This window comes from Vibrio sp. OPT18 (genome assembly GCF_015163615.1).
Lineage (GTDB): Bacteria > Pseudomonadota > Gammaproteobacteria > Enterobacterales > Vibrionaceae > Vibrio > Vibrio coralliirubri.
Genome location: NZ_JADDYK010000021.1, coordinates 53,002 through 69,410 on the forward strand (window position 1 = coordinate 53,002; position 16,409 = coordinate 69,410).

Genomic DNA, 16,409 nt, shown 5'->3' on the forward strand with positions numbered 1-16,409 from the left:
TCCACGTTACGCAATGACTCAGCGTGGCTTTTTCCAAGGCGATCCAAAGCTTGTCAAACTACGCTTTGATAAAACTAACGGTATCTATGTTGAAGCATTGGATCGCGATAAAGTAGATTCTCTGGAGCCTAGTCGTTGGGAGCATGAAATCAATCGCGTACCGGTACTGAAAATTCCAGGTGAATTCAGACAGTATCGCTGCGCTGAAAACGGTTACGGCGAATGTACCAATAAAGAAGAGATAAATCAGGATGAGAATGTCGACTGGACAACAGCGACACACTTTGTTCCTGAATACGAAAATATCAAATCGTTATCGGAAGATACGCTCAGCACTTGGTATACAGCGAGTAACGTAACTGAGAGTGCTGACCCACGTGTTATCTCATATGAGTACAACCCGGAAGAAGGTGTAATTAACGTCGAAATTGAGCGTACATATACAGCCGATCCGGATGACCAATATGAGTTTGGTGGCCTAGAAAACTTGTCATTTAAGACGCGTTTTTTCTACTCGCTAGTTAGATTAGACAAACTAGCGAGCTCAAACTACGAGCCAGTTTATTATCAGGGCCAAGACAGTGCTTACTATGGCTTCTTTAACGACAGCAAAGCCGTAAAAACACACACAGGTGAGAGCGATGTACAAGGTTCACGCTTTGCTTACATCAACCGTTTCAACCCGAACCTAGAGTCGATTGATTACTATTTAAGTGATAGTTACTTTGACGAAGGTAATGAGGCGTATCTCCAATTGACGATTGATACAATGAAAGAGGTGAATGAGTCACTTGAAGGTACTGGTGTGCCTCCAATTAAAATTGTTAATACTGATGCGAGAGCAGGTATTCAACCCGGTGACCTTCGTTACAACGTGTTTAATCTTATTGCAGACCCTGTAGACAATGGTTTGTTGGGTTACGGGCCTTCCGCAACTAACCCACTCACGGGTGAGATCATTCATGCACACGTCAATCAATACCTTGGTGTGATTCGTACCACGACTCGTCGCTATTGGAATGATTTAGCGTTGCGCTATAACCGTCAGGAAATTGAGAAGCTAGAACCTGTTGCTGAAGAAATACAGAATGTTGATGCTGGAGGTGGTGACGAAGCACCCGTTGCTGAGCCACGAACTGACATTGATGCCTTTACAGACATGGTCGCAAGCGATCGTGGGCCAGATCAATTTGTTCCTGCTGTAACAGAAGACGAAATGGCGTTTGTAGGACAAGGTAAATTTGTCAATCAAACCCCAAAGGCTGACTTTGGTCATAGGTTTGATGTGAACAATAAGGACTTGGCACTTCAAACTTTCTACAAGCGCCAAGATATGCTTAAGCGTTTTTCTGAACAGAATGTTTACAGCGAAGATGCAATGTGGCTGAGTACTAAAGCGAAAGGTTTGATCACAGGAATTGACTATACCAATGGTGGATTCTTTGCTGACGACGAGCAGAACACCATGAAAACGTGGAATGACCTCGACCTTGACCAGCAGAAACTTGCAAGCGAAGCGATATCTGAGCATATGTTTAAGTCGACTTTGATTCATGAATTAGGCCACAACTTAGGTTTACGCCATAACTTCATGGGTTCGACAGACAAAGCTCATTTTTACACAGAAGAAGAGTTAGCGCGCAGTACATTAGGCCACCAAGCAAAACCAGCCGCGTACAGCTCTATTATGGACTATGGCGCTTCAATTTTCGATGAACTACTTGTGTTCGGTAAATATGATAAAGCTGCACTAAAGTTTGCTTATGCTCGTGAAATTGAAACCAATGAATTTATTGGTGATTCTGTTCATGACAAAACGGGTGCACAACTTCGTAAAACTTACTCTCTAGCTGAGTACGATCGTGAGATGACAGAGGATTACAATGCGTATCCTACTGGCGTAATTGCACACTTGCGCGCGAATGCGGGTACTGACGATATTCCAGAGCTGGCGAGTTACCGTTTCTGTACCGACGAACACACCTACACAAGCTTAAACTGTGATCGCTTTGATGAAGGTACGTCACTCACTGAAATTACAGAGTTCCGTATCCAACGTTACTACGATAGCTACGAAACGGCCAACCGCAGAAACGGTCGAGATTGGTTTACTCAATACAATCAGTATGAGTACTTCTGGATGCGTATGAATGAGTTTCAGAAGATCCGTGACATTGTTGAAAACGTCGGTGAAATTGATTTTGTATTTGCGCGTTACATCGGCGCAGACACAACCAATAACAAAGGACAGGTATTTGAAGAAATTGCCGAGAATAACTGTTTAGATTGGCGTGGTAATCCAGTACCACTTGATAATATGTCGGCAGGCCTTCGTCCAATTTGTGACACTTACAATGCTGCAAATATGGCAGCAGAATTCTTCCTTGACGTGTTAACGGCACCCGACAAAGTATGTGAATTGGAAGAGCTAAGTGGTATCGATGGGGTCCCTAACCGTTATCGTTTTGCAACCTTGTCAGACTTATGGTTAACCTACCAAACGGGTATGTCGCCAAACCGTGATGTCCCAACAAGTTGTTTTGACGAAGAACTTGTTCAAACGTTGAAAAATCAAAGTAACGAAGTCGTCATGCGTTCAGAGACTCGTGATGGTCATATTTGGGCGAGTTTGAAAGCGAATAACCCATATCAAACCGCGTCTAACTCTATGGATTTGCTTGGCGTATGGCCTGACAAATTGCTTGCAGCACAAATGCTGGTTCGTCGTGATTCACCATACATCTCCACAGAGAACTCTAGTTTGGCTCTGGTGGACCTATCAGATAAGATCACAAAACTATATACGCACTTGTCTGATTTAGCGGGACGACCAGAAGCGCGTCAAGCGATCTTCGTCGATGGTAACGGAGACTACGTTGAAACGGTTTTGCGTTACCAACCAAGCCTGGCGAAAACAATCGAAGCTGTGCCGTCATACTTATGGCCGATGAAACGTTACTTTGTAATGGGCGGACAAGAGGCGTTTGAATACTGGACGGAAGGTTCACCACAAGATACAACAGTCCCTTACTTTGGCACGCTTCTAGCCAACCTGAACAAATACAACCGTGCAAATGAGTATGGTTTAAGTGACTCGGTGAGAGGTTTAAGCGACTCAATCCATATTAACTTGGCAAACAGCAGTTCTGCTGACCCTGATGGCGTCAAGTTTACATGGAAAGGCGTGAACTACTCTTTGAACTCGCGTAATACGCTCGCCAATGCTGTGGCGTCACGTGCTCTGTACCAAGAGGATCAAAAGGCTCGAGTCGAGAAGCTAAATGGCCTGCCTTACCGTGTTCGTAATGCTCTTTCAGTGTTTAGAAATACACGTGATCGCAATGAAGCTCGTATTATTGCAATCGGTGATAAGGATGCGTTGGTTGCACTTCGAGAGACAACTGGGTTTGCGCGTTGGACTATGTTTGACCGTATGTTTGAAGAGTATGAAGAAGAGGGCAACAAGTGTCTGCGTTTTAAAGTGGATGGTGAGTCAGATGAAGATCATATGAAGCGTAAGTGTAACTCTTTAGCTCGACTACAAACGGCGCAAAACAGTGCGATTGGCAAGTTTGAAGACGATGAATTAGACAATATGTTTAACGTGGCACAGATCTTTGGTGACCAAATTACTGAGAATAATACAAGCTCTCTCAATGCATCTCACAAGGAAGTGTATGACTACGACCCAGAGGAGCTTCGTCTGTGGAGTTCAAATGAGTATGTATCATTCCGCCGCGCATTTGAGCAGCTCCCTGTTTATGATGATTAAATAACAAATGTTCAAATAAACTCATAAATCGAACCGGTTTCCTTGTTAAGGTGGCCGGTTTTTTTGAGTGTAAAATTAAGAGCTTTTGGTCTATTTTTAGCTGCATTGCCCTTTATTTATATGTTATATAGATGTTTTTGTTAATTTTATAAATTGAAGTTATGTAATAAGAATGTGCTGAATTTCGAAATAAAGAGGCGGTTCGCAAGGTAGCAAAGGAATGGTGAGAAGGATTTATGACCAACCCGAAACTCGTGATCGTAGAAGACGATCCCATCTTAAGAGAGATGTTACAGGAGTACTTTGAAAGTCAATCTTTTGAAGTTGTCACTATTTCTGATGGAGCATTAGCGTGTGAGAAAATTTTAACTATTCAGCCCGACATTGTTCTACTTGATCTCATGTTGCCGGAAGTTGATGGACTGACTATTTGTCGACAAGTGCGAAGTCAGTTTAATGGGAAGATATTGATTCTTACCGCGAGTGATGATGATTTCGATCATGTAGCCGCTTTAGAAACCGGTGCCGATGACTTTATTAGTAAACCCATTCGTCAAAGAGTGTTACTGGCGAGAGTTAGGATGCTTTTACGTCGTAGCTCTGAAAGTTCTGTAAGTGCTGATGTGAGTAAGAATGAGTTGGTTTTTGGTAAATTAAGTCTAAATCGTGCTACTAAAGCTTGTACGCATATTGGACAAGAGATATCGATAGCGGATAGTGAATTTGAATTACTTTGGTTGTTAGCTTCTTCTCCGGAGCAAGTTTTATCACGAAATTTTCTGACTCAACAGCTGAGAGGCATCGAGTACGATGGCTTCGATCGTTTTATCGATAACAAAATCGTAATCTTACGTAAAAAGCTCAATGACGTAACTGTCCCACCGAAAAAGATCATTACTGTAAGAGGCAAAGGCTACTTGTTCGTACCTGAACGTTGGTAACGGGTAGTGGAATAAATAACATGCGACGCATCTATTTTGAATACCTAGCGGGACTGACTGCCATCTTCTTAGTGAGTATATATTCCTATGCCTTTATTGTTTACAAGTTAAGCACTGACTATGAATACATATTACGAGACCATCAAGCTGAAGCTTATCAAGAATTAATTGATGTGGTTTACCGTGAAAAAGGTTTGCTTGAAACACAGAAACTTTTAAAACGTTACGCGGCTAAGACTAGACAGAATCTCCGAATCATCCCTTTTGATAGTGCCCCCGAATTAGTGAGAAGAGCATTTCAGCAACAAGGTCGAGATGTTTACTATCATGACGAATACTTTCTTTGGTTTAGGTTGGTTGGAAGCGACGATTTATATGAGTTGTCCAAGAACAAAGATTCTTACTTGAGGAAGCAAATTAAATTTGAAAACCGTCTTATTTGGGTGTTTGCCATAACAGGTTTTGCGTTTAGCGGCTTGTTTTTGGTTTGGAGAATCAAGCGCCGATTAAACAACCTTGAAATGGCGACGGTTGCTTTTTCTCATGGTGATCTATTAGAGCGAGCATCTGAGAAGAACAGCATAAAGTTGGGGACGTTGAACCGCAGCTTTAATGTCATGGCAGACAAGATAAGAGATTTAATCAATAGTAATAAGTCTTTGACTAACGCGGTAGCACATGAGCTAAGAACCCCTATATTCCGGATTCAATGGCAAGCTGAGTTGTTGAGTGATTTAGCGCCGACCGAGCAGCAATCTAAGGCAATAGCTCGCATTCTGGCGGATACTGAAGAAATGGAAGACATGGTTGATGAGCTACTATATTACGCTCGCTTAGAAAGGGGAGGTTTTGAGTTACTTAAGCAGCCTATTGATGCCAATGAATGGCTAAACGAGCGTTTTAGCATCTGGGAGAAAGAGACAACACTCGACCTTATTAAGGTGCCATTAAAAGTTCCTGCCTCTTTTTATGTTGATCTAAAGTTATTCAATAGGGCGGTGGATAATATTGTACGGAATGCATTTAAGTTCGCTGATACCAAGATAGTGGTTGAGTTGTGGTATACCGACAATGAATTTGTTATTGAGATTCATGATGATGGCAAAGGCGTTGAGGCTGAACATTGGCCATATTTGTTTGACCCTTTTTATAGCGCTAATGCCGCAAGGAACAAGGGAAAAACTGGTCATGGCTTAGGGTTAGCTATTGTCAAACAAGTATGCGACCGACACCAAGCACATGTGACAGTTGGTGAGAGTTACTTAGATGGTGCGTGTTTTGCGTTATCGTTTCCTAGGCTGGAACCATAATTCAACATGGTCATTTCGTTGTTTTAAGATTACACTGCGCCCAATATTTCAGAAGTACATATTTAGGTAGAGGTCACCATGGACCAAGAACATTACGAAGACGCTGATTACGAAGGCCAAGAGCTGGGCGAAGAAGGCGAAGAGATTGAAATTGAAGCAATTGGTATTGATGTTTCATCACAGCCAATCGAGCTCTACAAAGTGTTTAAAATTGCTAACCTAGTGAGTGGTGGCGGTGAAGCTAAGCACATCATCTCTGAAGGCTACGTAGCGGTAAATGGTGAGCTAGAAACGCGTAAGCGTCGTAAAATGTACGATGGCGACTTCTTTGAATTCAATCAAGAATACTATGTAGTGGTGTGTGATCAGCCAGTACAAGAAGAATCAGAAAAGCCGAAAAAGAAAGAAGCGCCTAAAAAAGAGAACAAGGCGAAGAAAGGTCAGTCTAAAAAGGATTCTAAGAAGAAGGAATCTAAGAAAAGCAAAGCAGAAATGCTAAGCGCAAAGGCTGAACCAAAGAAAGAGAAAAAAGAGAAGAAACCAAAAAAGAAAGCGGATACGCCAAAGCCAACACGTGATGACAAAAGCGGCCGTAATTCGATTGAGTTCTTCTAAGTTATAGTTCTAAACTACAGCTCTAACCTGCTGATCTAAAGCTATTCTTTCAAAAAGCAAGCAACGTTAGACTTAGGTTTACGTTAAGCAAATATCAAAAGGCTCACTATTTAGTGAGCCTTTTTTGAATGAGCTAGGTTGAATTTAAATAGAACCCTAACTGACTTGTTCTACTTTGTTTGATTGCTTAGAGCGCTTGAACGCGTAAATCATATAACCGATGACGCTTGTAGCAACAATAACAGAGCAAATTCGGATAAAGTTAATCAACATCGGTGCGTTCTCAATAAACTCGTTAATTCCCCAAAGTAAAACGAGAGAGAATACAAACATGATGAGTAGCCCCCAACAAGGTGCATCGACTTTACCCGGCACAACATACCAACCATCTTCTTTGATCGGTTTGTTCAAACGAGCATATTCTGCTTGTTGACCTTTGACGGTGTAGAGGTGCATTTCTGTCTGTTTACCGGTTAGAAATAAGCTTGCAGCGTACGCGACAGTAGCATTGACTAACACACCGATTACACAGTACCAAGGCCAAGCAATATCAGTCGCAACAGCAACATACCAAATCGCCAAGAAGCTTGCAGCAACACCGATTAATAGTCCCTTCTCTGTTATATGTTTAGAATAAAAACCAAGCACGAACATACAGAAGTTTGCACCTACAAAATAGGAACCTGCTTTACTTAATATTTCTAAAACTGAGCCGGTGCTGGTTGCAAACATGAAGGCTGGAATGATGATACATAACGCCCACATAACCGTGAAGAAACGCGATACTTTGAGGTAATGTTCCTCTGACTCGTTTTTCTTGTAAAAGCGTTTGTAGAAGTCAGAAACTGAGACGGTAGCCATCGAGTTAAAAGCGGAATCTAGACTAGACATGCTTGCTGCAAGAATAGCGGCCGCGATGATTCCCATCAAGCCTTGCATACCATATTCGCTGGCATAGTGCAGGATAATGGTGTTTCCATTTTCGAACTCTTTACCATCGTAATAAGCGTTAAATAACACGCCTAATAGGATAAATACGAAGTAGATGAAGAAAGCAACGTAACCCATCATTAGCATCGCTTTTTTCGCATCACCCATGTTTTTAGCCGCCATACAGCGTTGAACCATCATTTGGTTACCGCCATAAACAGTGGTGTGGAACATTGTCATTGCGATAACGCCAGCCCATACGGTGGTAACTTGGCTTAAATCTAAATTCGTTTGTAACGCATTCGTCATGCCTTGTGACTTGAGATCTTGCATCACTTCGGTCATGGGTTGTGGCATGCCATTCCAGACGGCTTCGATGATGATAAATGCGCCAAGAAACAGAATGACCGCTTGGATTACATCTGTCCAAATAACGGCGGCAATTCCCCCCATTACGGTATAAATCAGTGCGATAACAGTGACAATGACGATGCAGTAAGTAACGTCGATGCCTGTAATGAATTCGAGGATTAACGAGGTCGCATATAAGACCGCAGCTGAGCTTATCGCCTGTTTAATTAAGAAGATCAAAGACAGAGTGATACGTGAGGCTTTACCAAAGCGTCGTTCTTGATATTCATAAATCGAAGTGAGGCCGTTGTTGTAGAAAAACGGCATAAACACAGCAACGATAAAGAAAATCACTAACGGGTAGTTAAGGTGGATGGCGATCACTGACAAGCCTTCTTTGTAAGACCAAGCCGGCCCACCCAAGAAAGACATAGCACTGACATAGGTACACACAACGGAAATACCGATGGCCCACCATGGAATATTTTTATCGCCTAATGCAAATTGGTTAGCGGAAGTCACACGTCTACCAACGAGTGCACCCATAACTAAAGTAAGGACGATATAAGTACCGAGAATTGTCCAGTTTAAAGCTCCAAACTCATACATGCTCACGTCCTTTTAATTGTTCATCCATTTGCTCAAACAGATCGTAACCAAGCTGTTTTAATATGTGTGCTATATCAATAGCGACCCAGTTTTCCTTGAGTAATTCTCCTTCGCGTCGCCAGATATCCATAACACGAAGTTCGATGTGCTTGCCTGTAGGCGCTAACCCTAACCAGCCACTGCTACCAGTATGTGTACCGTGCATGTGTGGCCAACCCCCAGTGGATACGTAGTCATTTTTGGACAAAATGTTGAGCTCTATATCGACACTTCGATCAGGGAAGGCAAATACAAATGGTCCTTGATGGTGGTCTCTGAAACCTTGAATTCCACGTGTCGTACCAATCCCAGCAGGCCCGTACCACATAAAGTCGTCATGCCAGTAGTTTTCCAAATCCATTGAATCAAGGCGCTTACCGTCAAATCGACCCAAGCAAGCCAGCATGTCTAGGACTAGCTTTTGGCTTTTCTCACTCTCTTCAGCTGCGATGCAACCTGTATGTATACCGTCTTGAGTCGCTGGGGCAGGGACCAATCCAGCATGACCTAGGCTTTTGCGTAACGGATTAACGCCAGCTTGGTTCATTGCATCAATAAAATCAGGGATTAGATAGGATTCAACAATTTGACCTTCTTGGATACAAACCATTTCGGTGTAGCGTAAGTAGAGTGTTTTTCCTGTTGCTGGAATACCAAATAACGTTTGTGTAAATGTGCCGACGAAATAACCCGTAGAGTTTATCCAAGTGCGGCCTTCGTATTCACCTTGCATAACGATTGATGGACGTCGTTCAACATCAGGCAGCGAGCTTACTAGCGGCAATAGGAATGCTTGCTCGGTTGCCTTGACACCAGAGACGTCATTAATCGGATGAGCGACACACCATTTAACATCAGCATTTAGCATCTCGTGGACTACTTGAGTACGTTCTGATGAGTGAGCGTTAAAATACGTTTTGTAGAAATTCTCAATCAAGCTGTTCAAAATAATACTTCCTTATATAGTTAACCGATTTGGATTAAAATCTGTTTCCAGACCGCACTTTCATCAAGTAGCGTAAACTCTCTGCGTAGACCCCAAGGTCCAAACTCTGCATGGCTGATTCCCATGATGTAAACGTCTTTTCCTGTAGGCTTCCCAAACATACCGTAGCCTTCATGCTTGCCTTGCAACGACCAACGAATAGCAGCACGTGGTGACATCATTTCGTCGTTGCGACCAATACGGTGGTGAATTTTGAACTCAGCGTTTGGAAACGAAGAGCGAAGTGACATCCAAAACTGGTCTATTTCATTATGAGAGAGTGCTGTTTGCCCACCCGTGTACTCGCCGATACATGCGCGGTCATATTCTGTTGGTATTACAGAGAACTCAGCATTCATTACACGTCGCAGTATGTCTTCATAGCGCTGGCCGTATTCATTGTCGTTACCTACGCCAAGGTAAGGGCCTTGTATGTCGACCTGAGGAGTGAAAGGGTATGAGCATTGTTCAACGCCACCCTCTATTTCAATTTGTTGACGGGCGTACTCTTCTGACGTCATACCCAGTTGGTTTGCAATCGCAGCGATGTCTCGGATCATCCACTCATCATTGATTTGATTATTGATGGCATGGCAGTCTGCGATAATTCGAAACTTAAGTGTTTTATTCGTGGCTTTACCAAACACGCCATCATTAGTATGAGTTGCTGTTGAAATGATTCGATGGGATGAAAGCATGCCTTGTTCAGGAGTCCCTGACCAAATAACGTCTTCACCCAATAAGGTACGGTTTGGGAACTCGGCTAGCGTGCCCATGGTCGCGCTAATGACCTTTTCGTTTCCCTTCGTGATGGAGAGTGGTGTACGGACGATAATGTCAGGTGAGTAATAGTTATGCAGGGTACTCAGACCTCGATCTTCCCAAATTTCTTTAGTGATACCTAATATGTAGTCTGGAAAATCTTGCCATTTAGAATCAAAGCCAACCATAGCCATTTATCGCCTCCTGATGCGTCAAAAGTTTCGTTATTGAATTAGTTTTGGTTACGTATCCAATATTGCCTTTTGTTGCTATTGTGTCAATGAGGTGTATTGCATATGTTTCTTTATTGTGGGTTGGATCTGTTTTTTAACAATTCACTAAATACGACTCTCTTAAGATAAATTGAATGAAGATTAATTATTAATCGAGTGTATATGAACAACATAATTGGGTTTAAAGGCAATGCTTTGTTGTTTAACTTATGTATTTAATTGATATTTAGTTTTCGTGAAGAAGTGGGTATCAAATCAGATAATGCTCTGTGACGATTTATCATATCGAAGTGATGACGAGAGAAAATTTAGAGTAATGATTCTAGTTCGATGAGGTTTAACTTTAATTGTTAATTATTTGTTTAAGATTGTTTAACTGCGAATGAATTCGCATGCAACAATAAGTTTGAGAATAATTGGATTGAAAAAGCCACTCAAAGGTGAATTTCAAGTGGCTTTGTTCGAGGGAACACTTAAGACAATAATTCCGGAAGAAACAGTGATATGGCTGGAATAAAGGTAATGATCATCACGACCTTTTTATAATCCAACTCTTTGTAGACAAACATGCCGAAAAACAATCCGTATAGCACACCAATCGCAGCGGATTTAATTGGTGTAACGAGAAAGGATTTATTGGCTAAGTACAGTACTACCGCGTTCTATGATGGTGCCGGGTTCAAGTAGGTACTCGCCCTTCGCATCTTCATTGTCGTTAATTCGTTGCATCAAGTCTTCGACGGCACTTTTCACGATTTTATCGATAGGCTGGGCAATGGTAGTGAGGTCATAGCTTGGCCAAGCTGCCATAGGGATATCATCGACGCCCATAATTGCGAAGTCTTGTGGGATGTTACATCCAAGCTTTCTCAAGCCATCCATAACGCCCATTGCGAGAATGTCGTTGGCACAGAACACGGCGTCAGGTTTTGAAGTGTGTTCCATCAGCTCTTTGGCTGCTTCTAATCCTGCTTCAAAACTGTATTTTGCGTTGATGAATATAGGGGAGGCCGCTTCACGTGTTTTTGCGGTTTCAGAGAAGCCTAACCAACGCTTGTCGCTGGTCATTGAGCCTGCATCACCACTGACATAAGCCAGTTGTTTGTAGCCTTTATCAAGTAAATAATCAGCCGCTTGCGTGCCAGCTCGCTGGTTGTCTAAGCCAGCGCTGTTCGCATTAATGCTTTCTGTATAACGGTTGATGAGGCTTAAGTGAACGCCAAACTTTTCACATTGTGCAAACGCTCGGGAGGTGAGGCGGCTGGTGGCGATGATTAAGCCATCAACTTGATATTCAATTGCACGTGAGATAGCGAGATCGAGGTCATCTTTGTCGATAGGGCAGAGTACAACTTGGCCGCCACGCTTTTGAATTTCCATCGCGAGCGCACGAGATTGCAAGTCGTACATTGGGTTCGACTCACTATCGAGTGCTATAGCTACAAGTCCTGAGCGATTAGAAATCAAGCTACGAGCAATAGCATTGGGTGTATAGCCAAGCTTGGTAGCGGCATCCATCACCATTTTTCGCTTCTTCTCACTGATACTTGCAGTCGGGCTAAATGCCCGAGAAACGGTAGATTGAGATACGCCAAGCATCTTGGCGACATCAATAGAAGTAACTTTCGCTTTTATGGTGAATCTCCTTATAACGCGATAAATCCAAGCGCAACGTCATAGTCAATGAGTCTGGTTTGATAATTACAATACGTGTAACCGTTGAAATCACAAAGAAAAATTATGAATTCATGACGGCTTGCTCATTTCGAAAGCCATCAATGATCATTTTGTGTTCAGAACCCACACAAAAGAAGGACACGCCAAGCTCTTTCCAGTCACGCGCAACCTGAGCATTCGCGACGAACATACCTACAGGTTTGTTTGCTTTTTTAGCAGCCTCAATGATCTTGATGCTTGCTTCACGCACGCATTCTTCGTTAACGCTCGCTGCTCCGTAAGATACGGCTAAATCAACTTGCCCGATGAACAGTGCATCAATGCCTTCAACTTTTGCTATAGATTCAGCATTTATCACCCCCTCAGGGTCTTCTATTTGTGCAATTACGACGGTGTTATTTTTGCTGTCTTCTAAGTGGTTTGCCATCGGTTTGGTTGCGTACTTTGCTGCTCGGCTTGAACCGGCATAACCTCGGCCGCCTTCACCGTAATGAGACATTTTCACCAGTTTCTCTGCTTGTTCTGCACTGCATACGTGTGGGATCTGAATACCAGTCGCCCCGCAATCTAGCGCATTCAATATGGTCGATGGGTGGCTATCTTGGACTCGAACAACGCAAGGCAGTTGGTTGGCACGCGCAGCAAGTAGACAAGCATCCAGAGTCGAACGATCAAAAGGTGCATGTTCAGCATCCAATACAACGAAAGGCAGCCCTGCTAGCACAAGCACTTCAATGATATGTGGGTGGGGCGTTTTGACAAATGTGCCGAGCAGTTCTGCGTGGTTTAGTGTGTTTTTAAAGTTATCCATTTCTTTTATCTCTCCATTGCAAAGGTATGCAAAACTTAACATGTGTGGTTGTAAAAAAAGAGTAAAAACTATGTGATCAATGCAACATTATATGATTGTTTTTTGCTATTAATGAATGCCATGTTGATGGTGATTATGGTTAAAATTATTATTTAACAGTGGTTTATGTGATTTTTGTTTGGTTTTGTCTTCGATTTGCCAAGTGTTAGAAAAATGTTTATGTTTATTTTGCATTCGTATCCAAAAGTATACAAAACAAAGAATAAACTCTGTTAAAACCAATAATCAGTAAACACTAGGCATACGCCACAAGGAGAATTACGCATGGCTCGCATTCTAAAACACGGCATCACTGAAGAAGCATCAGCATCAAACAACGCGCAAGTGCGCCAAACGGTAGAGAACATTCTTTCTGACATTGAAAAGAAAGGTGACAGTGCAGTACGTGAGCTTTCAGAAAAATTTGATAACTGGTCTCCGGAGCAGTTTCGCTTAACAGATGAGCAAATTCAGGCATGTGTGGACGCATTGGACGAATCAACCAAGCACGACATTGAATTTGCACAAACACAAGTTCGCAACTTCGCTCAGATCCAACGTGACTCAATGCACGATGTTGAAGTAGAAACCATGCCAGGTGTCGTACTGGGCCACAAAAATGTGCCAGTAAACAGTGTTGGTTGTTACATCCCAGGTGGTAAATACCCATTGGTTGCTTCAGCGCACATGAGTGTTCTTACTGCAAAGGTTGCTGGTGTAAAACGCGTTATTGCTTGTGCTCCTCCTTTTAACGGCCAACCAAATGTGGCGATTGTTGCGGCAATGGCAATGGCGGGTGCGGATGAGATTTATTGCTTTGGTGGCGTACAAGCCGTTGGCGCGATGGCGCTTGGTACTGAAACGATTGCACCGGTAGACATGATCGTTGGCCCAGGAAACGCGTTCGTAGCAGAAGCAAAACGTCAATTGTTTGGTCGTGTTGGTATCGACTTGTTCGCTGGTCCAACAGAAACATTGGTTATTGCTGACGAAGAGGGCTGTGACCCAGAATTAGCGGCAGCGGACTTACTTGGTCAAGCTGAGCACGGTTACAACTCTCCAGCGGTACTGCTAACCAATAGCGAAACTTTTGCAAAAGAGACAGTAAAAGAGATTGAACGTCAGCTAACGATTCTTCCTACTGCGGAAGTGGCAGGCAAAGCTTGGGAAAACTACGGTCAGGTTATTGTATGTGATAGCTACGAAGAGATGGTTGAAGTGGCAGATGATATTGCTTCTGAACACGTACAAGTCATGACAAAAGATCCTAAGTACTTCCTAGATAACATGACTAACTACGGTGCGTTGTTCTTAGGTCGTGAAACCAACGTTTCTTACGGTGACAAGTGCATCGGTACTAACCATACATTGCCAACGAATAAAGCTGCACGCTACACCGGTGGTCTTTGGGTCGGTAAATTCATTAAAACATGTACTTACCAACGCGTAACGGAATCAGCTTCGCTAAAAGTAGGTGAGTACTGTTCACGCCTATGTGCACTAGAAGGTTTCGCTGGCCACAAAGAGCAAGCAGACATTCGTGTACGTCGTTACAAAGAAAAATCGGTAGAGGCATAACATGACAAAACTCGCCTTAGTTACAGGCGGCAGTGGCGGCATTGGTGCCGCCATATGTCACAAGCTCGCGCAATCTGGTTACCGCGTTGTGTTTACCTACAACAGTAATGAAAGCGCAGCTCAAACAATCTTAGATACCTTACAAGGCTCAGGTCATGCCATGTATCAACTGAATGTTGAAGACAGCTCTGCGATTGGCGCATTAGCGGACCAAGTTAAAGAGTCGTCTGCTTCATTAGATTTGCTAGTGAACTGTGCAGGCATGACAAAGTTTGTCGCACACAATGACTTAGCATCCTTGAATGATGAGTTGATAGACAAGATCTTCCGCGTCAATGTTCGTGCGCCATTCGCCATGGTTCGTGCTTTTGAACCCTTACTTCGTAGCGCTAAAGGTTGCGTGGTCAACATCACCTCAATTGCAGCGCAAACCGCAATGGGCAGTAACGTGGCTTACTGTGCGAGTAAGTCTGCAGTCGAAAATATGACACGATCATTAGGTCGAGCATTGTCTCCTGACATTCGAGTGCTCGCTGTCGCTCCAGGCTTAGTGGATACCGAATTTGTCAAAGGGCTAGATGATGAATGGCGTAATGCACAAGAGCAATCGACACCACTAAAGCGATTAGCCAGTGATGAAGAGGTTGCCAACGCTGTTTATGCCGCTGCGGAACTACTGACATTTTCAACGGGTAATACCATCGCAGTGGATGGTGGCAGGCCGCTAGGTTAGGTAAGAAGGAATTTAGAATGACTCTACAAAATAGAATAAATAATAATCTCGTTCGTTACATGGAGCTGATCCCAGGCACAAGTGCTTTCATTGATGCACGTACTCCGGGAAGCGATCTAAAAGATAACTTCTGCATCATTGGTGCTGGTGTGGCTGAAAGCAGCCGTCAGCATGTTCATATTCGTGAAACCGCAGGTTTTAACATAGGTGCTGCTGGTCAGCCTCCTGGCATTAAGAACTCTCTGCACTCTCATCACACTGCTGAGCTATTCGTGGTCTTCAAAGGTCAGTTTAGATTCTATTGGGGTAACGAAGGTGAACACGAAGCGGTGCTTTCACACGGTGATGTCATCTCTATTCCGACCAATCTTTTTAGAGGCTTTGAGGTAGTAGGGCGTGATTACGGCTTTATGTACTCTGTTTTAGGTGGCGATAACTCCGGTGGTGGTGTGGTTTGGCACCCAAGCGTGATTACTGATAGCCAAGGTTACGGTTTATACCTAAAAGCGGACGGTACATTGGTTGATACCATTGACGGCGATGCTATTCCAAATGAGTCTGAGCTGATGCCTCTGCTAACGAGCGAAGAGTTGAGCAAATTTGATACTTACACGGCTGAACAGATGATGCCTTTTGTTGCGCTGAAAAAGGATTATCGAGAGGTTTCTGGTGATTTTGATAAGCCGGGCGTTAAACAATTTGCGTTAACAGGACACCCATCATCTGACTACGACTTCCAAGTTAAAAGCGTTGATGACGTCAGCATCATGGCTTATGAATTGACTGAAGGTGCGAGCATCCCAGTACACAAACGTAGTGAGAAGCAGGTACTGATTAACTTTGAAGGTGACACGTTGTTAAACATCGTCCAAGAGGGCGAGCAGGCGCAAGTCGTGCTGACCACTGGTGATGTGTTCAGTGTTCCAGACGGCGCGTCATACAGCCTTGAAAACCTACGAGGCACTAGCTTTACTTACGTTGTTCTTGGTTCCGATCAGCCACAAACTGTATAGGGTAACGAATG

12 protein-coding genes are annotated in these 16,409 nt (G+C 43.3%); 7 read left to right on the forward strand and 5 right to left on the reverse strand.

Translation table 11 applies throughout. The features are described 5' to 3' along the window. From IQQ51_RS02730 to IQQ51_RS02745, 4 genes are all read left to right on the forward strand, one after another. Nucleotides 1–3,772 (forward strand): zinc-dependent metalloprotease (locus IQQ51_RS02730; protein ID WP_228012656.1); only part of this gene is annotated, 3,772 nt, incomplete at its 5' end. 236 nt (nucleotides 3,773–4,008) lie between these two features. Next, on the forward strand, nucleotides 4,009–4,713 hold the full coding sequence (locus IQQ51_RS02735) for a response regulator (RefSeq protein WP_193840294.1): 705 nt from the start codon (nucleotides 4,009–4,011) through the stop codon (nucleotides 4,711–4,713). A gap of 20 nt (nucleotides 4,714–4,733) precedes the next feature. Then, nucleotides 4,734–6,023: an ATP-binding protein gene (locus IQQ51_RS02740; RefSeq protein WP_193840295.1), complete on the forward strand. Its 1,290-nt coding sequence runs from the start codon at nucleotides 4,734–4,736 to the stop codon at nucleotides 6,021–6,023. Nucleotides 6,024–6,101: 78 nt separating this feature from the next. After that, entirely contained in the window at nucleotides 6,102–6,638 is a 537-nt protein-coding gene (locus IQQ51_RS02745) for an RNA-binding S4 domain-containing protein (protein ID WP_048611027.1), read from the forward strand. A 156-nt stretch (nucleotides 6,639–6,794) separates the two neighbouring features. Here IQQ51_RS02745 and IQQ51_RS02750 read toward each other — a convergent pair whose 3' ends face one another. From IQQ51_RS02750 to IQQ51_RS02770, 5 genes are all read right to left on the reverse strand, one after another. Further along, on the reverse strand, nucleotides 6,795–8,528 hold the full coding sequence (locus tag IQQ51_RS02750) for a sodium:solute symporter family transporter (RefSeq protein WP_193840296.1): 1,734 nt from the start codon (nucleotides 8,526–8,528) through the stop codon (nucleotides 6,795–6,797). Continuing rightward, a complete protein-coding gene (locus tag IQQ51_RS02755; RefSeq protein WP_416222599.1) occupies nucleotides 8,521–9,516 on the reverse strand; it encodes an ester cyclase in 996 nt (331 codons plus the stop codon). Before IQQ51_RS02755 ends, IQQ51_RS02750 begins: the two co-directional genes overlap by 8 nt. A gap of 17 nt (nucleotides 9,517–9,533) precedes the next feature. Further along, nucleotides 9,534–10,508 carry an ester cyclase gene (locus IQQ51_RS02760; RefSeq protein ID WP_193840297.1) on the reverse strand — a complete coding sequence of 325 codons (975 nt, stop codon included), beginning with the start codon at nucleotides 10,506–10,508 and terminating at the stop codon, nucleotides 9,534–9,536. Between the two features lie 672 nt (nucleotides 10,509–11,180). Beyond that, entirely contained in the window at nucleotides 11,181–12,146 is a 966-nt protein-coding gene (locus tag IQQ51_RS02765; RefSeq protein WP_193840298.1) for a LacI family DNA-binding transcriptional regulator, read from the reverse strand. 139 nt (nucleotides 12,147–12,285) lie between these two features. Then, the gene (locus tag IQQ51_RS02770) at nucleotides 12,286–13,035 is read right to left on the reverse strand and encodes an HpcH/HpaI aldolase family protein (protein ID WP_193840299.1); all 750 of its coding nucleotides are present in this window, start codon (nucleotides 13,033–13,035) and stop codon (nucleotides 12,286–12,288) included. Between the two features lie 324 nt (nucleotides 13,036–13,359). Here IQQ51_RS02770 and hisD point away from each other — a divergent pair, with 324 nt between their 5' ends. Genes hisD through IQQ51_RS02785 form a run of 3 tightly spaced genes read left to right on the forward strand, consistent with a single transcriptional unit; the run spans nucleotide 13,360 to nucleotide 16,398 of the window. Next, nucleotides 13,360–14,652 carry a histidinol dehydrogenase gene (gene hisD / locus IQQ51_RS02775; protein WP_193840300.1) on the forward strand — a complete coding sequence of 431 codons (1,293 nt, stop codon included), beginning with the start codon at nucleotides 13,360–13,362 and terminating at the stop codon, nucleotides 14,650–14,652. A 1-nt stretch (nucleotide 14,653) separates the two neighbouring features. Beyond that, nucleotides 14,654–15,385: an SDR family NAD(P)-dependent oxidoreductase gene (locus tag IQQ51_RS02780; RefSeq protein WP_193840301.1), complete on the forward strand. Its 732-nt coding sequence runs from the start codon at nucleotides 14,654–14,656 to the stop codon at nucleotides 15,383–15,385. A 17-nt stretch (nucleotides 15,386–15,402) separates the two neighbouring features. Continuing rightward, nucleotides 15,403–16,398, forward strand: coding sequence for a cupin domain-containing protein (locus IQQ51_RS02785; RefSeq protein ID WP_193840302.1), 996 nt, complete (start codon nucleotides 15,403–15,405; stop codon nucleotides 16,396–16,398). Nucleotides 16,399–16,409: the final 11 nt, after the last annotated feature.

What these genes read in the sequence shown, in the direction of transcription:
- IQQ51_RS02735 (WP_193840294.1), top strand. Translation starts at nt 4,009, where the DNA reads ATGACCAACCCGAAACTCGTGATCGTAGAAGACGATCCCATCTTAAGA.
- IQQ51_RS02740 (WP_193840295.1), top strand. Translation starts at nt 4,734, where the DNA reads ATGCGACGCATCTATTTTGAATACCTAGCGGGACTGACTGCCATCTTC.
- IQQ51_RS02745 (WP_048611027.1), top strand. Translation starts at nt 6,102, where the DNA reads ATGGACCAAGAACATTACGAAGACGCTGATTACGAAGGCCAAGAGCTG.
- IQQ51_RS02750 (WP_193840296.1), bottom strand. Translation starts at nt 8,528, where the DNA reads ATGTATGAGTTTGGAGCTTTAAACTGGACAATTCTCGGTACTTATATC.
- IQQ51_RS02760 (WP_193840297.1), bottom strand. Translation starts at nt 10,508, where the DNA reads ATGGCTATGGTTGGCTTTGATTCTAAATGGCAAGATTTTCCAGACTAC.
- IQQ51_RS02765 (WP_193840298.1), bottom strand. Translation starts at nt 12,146, where the DNA reads ATGCTTGGCGTATCTCAATCTACCGTTTCTCGGGCATTTAGCCCGACT.
- IQQ51_RS02770 (WP_193840299.1), bottom strand. Translation starts at nt 13,035, where the DNA reads ATGGATAACTTTAAAAACACACTAAACCACGCAGAACTGCTCGGCACA.
- hisD (WP_193840300.1), top strand. Translation starts at nt 13,360, where the DNA reads ATGGCTCGCATTCTAAAACACGGCATCACTGAAGAAGCATCAGCATCA.
- IQQ51_RS02780 (WP_193840301.1), top strand. Translation starts at nt 14,654, where the DNA reads ATGACAAAACTCGCCTTAGTTACAGGCGGCAGTGGCGGCATTGGTGCC.
- IQQ51_RS02785 (WP_193840302.1), top strand. Translation starts at nt 15,403, where the DNA reads ATGACTCTACAAAATAGAATAAATAATAATCTCGTTCGTTACATGGAG.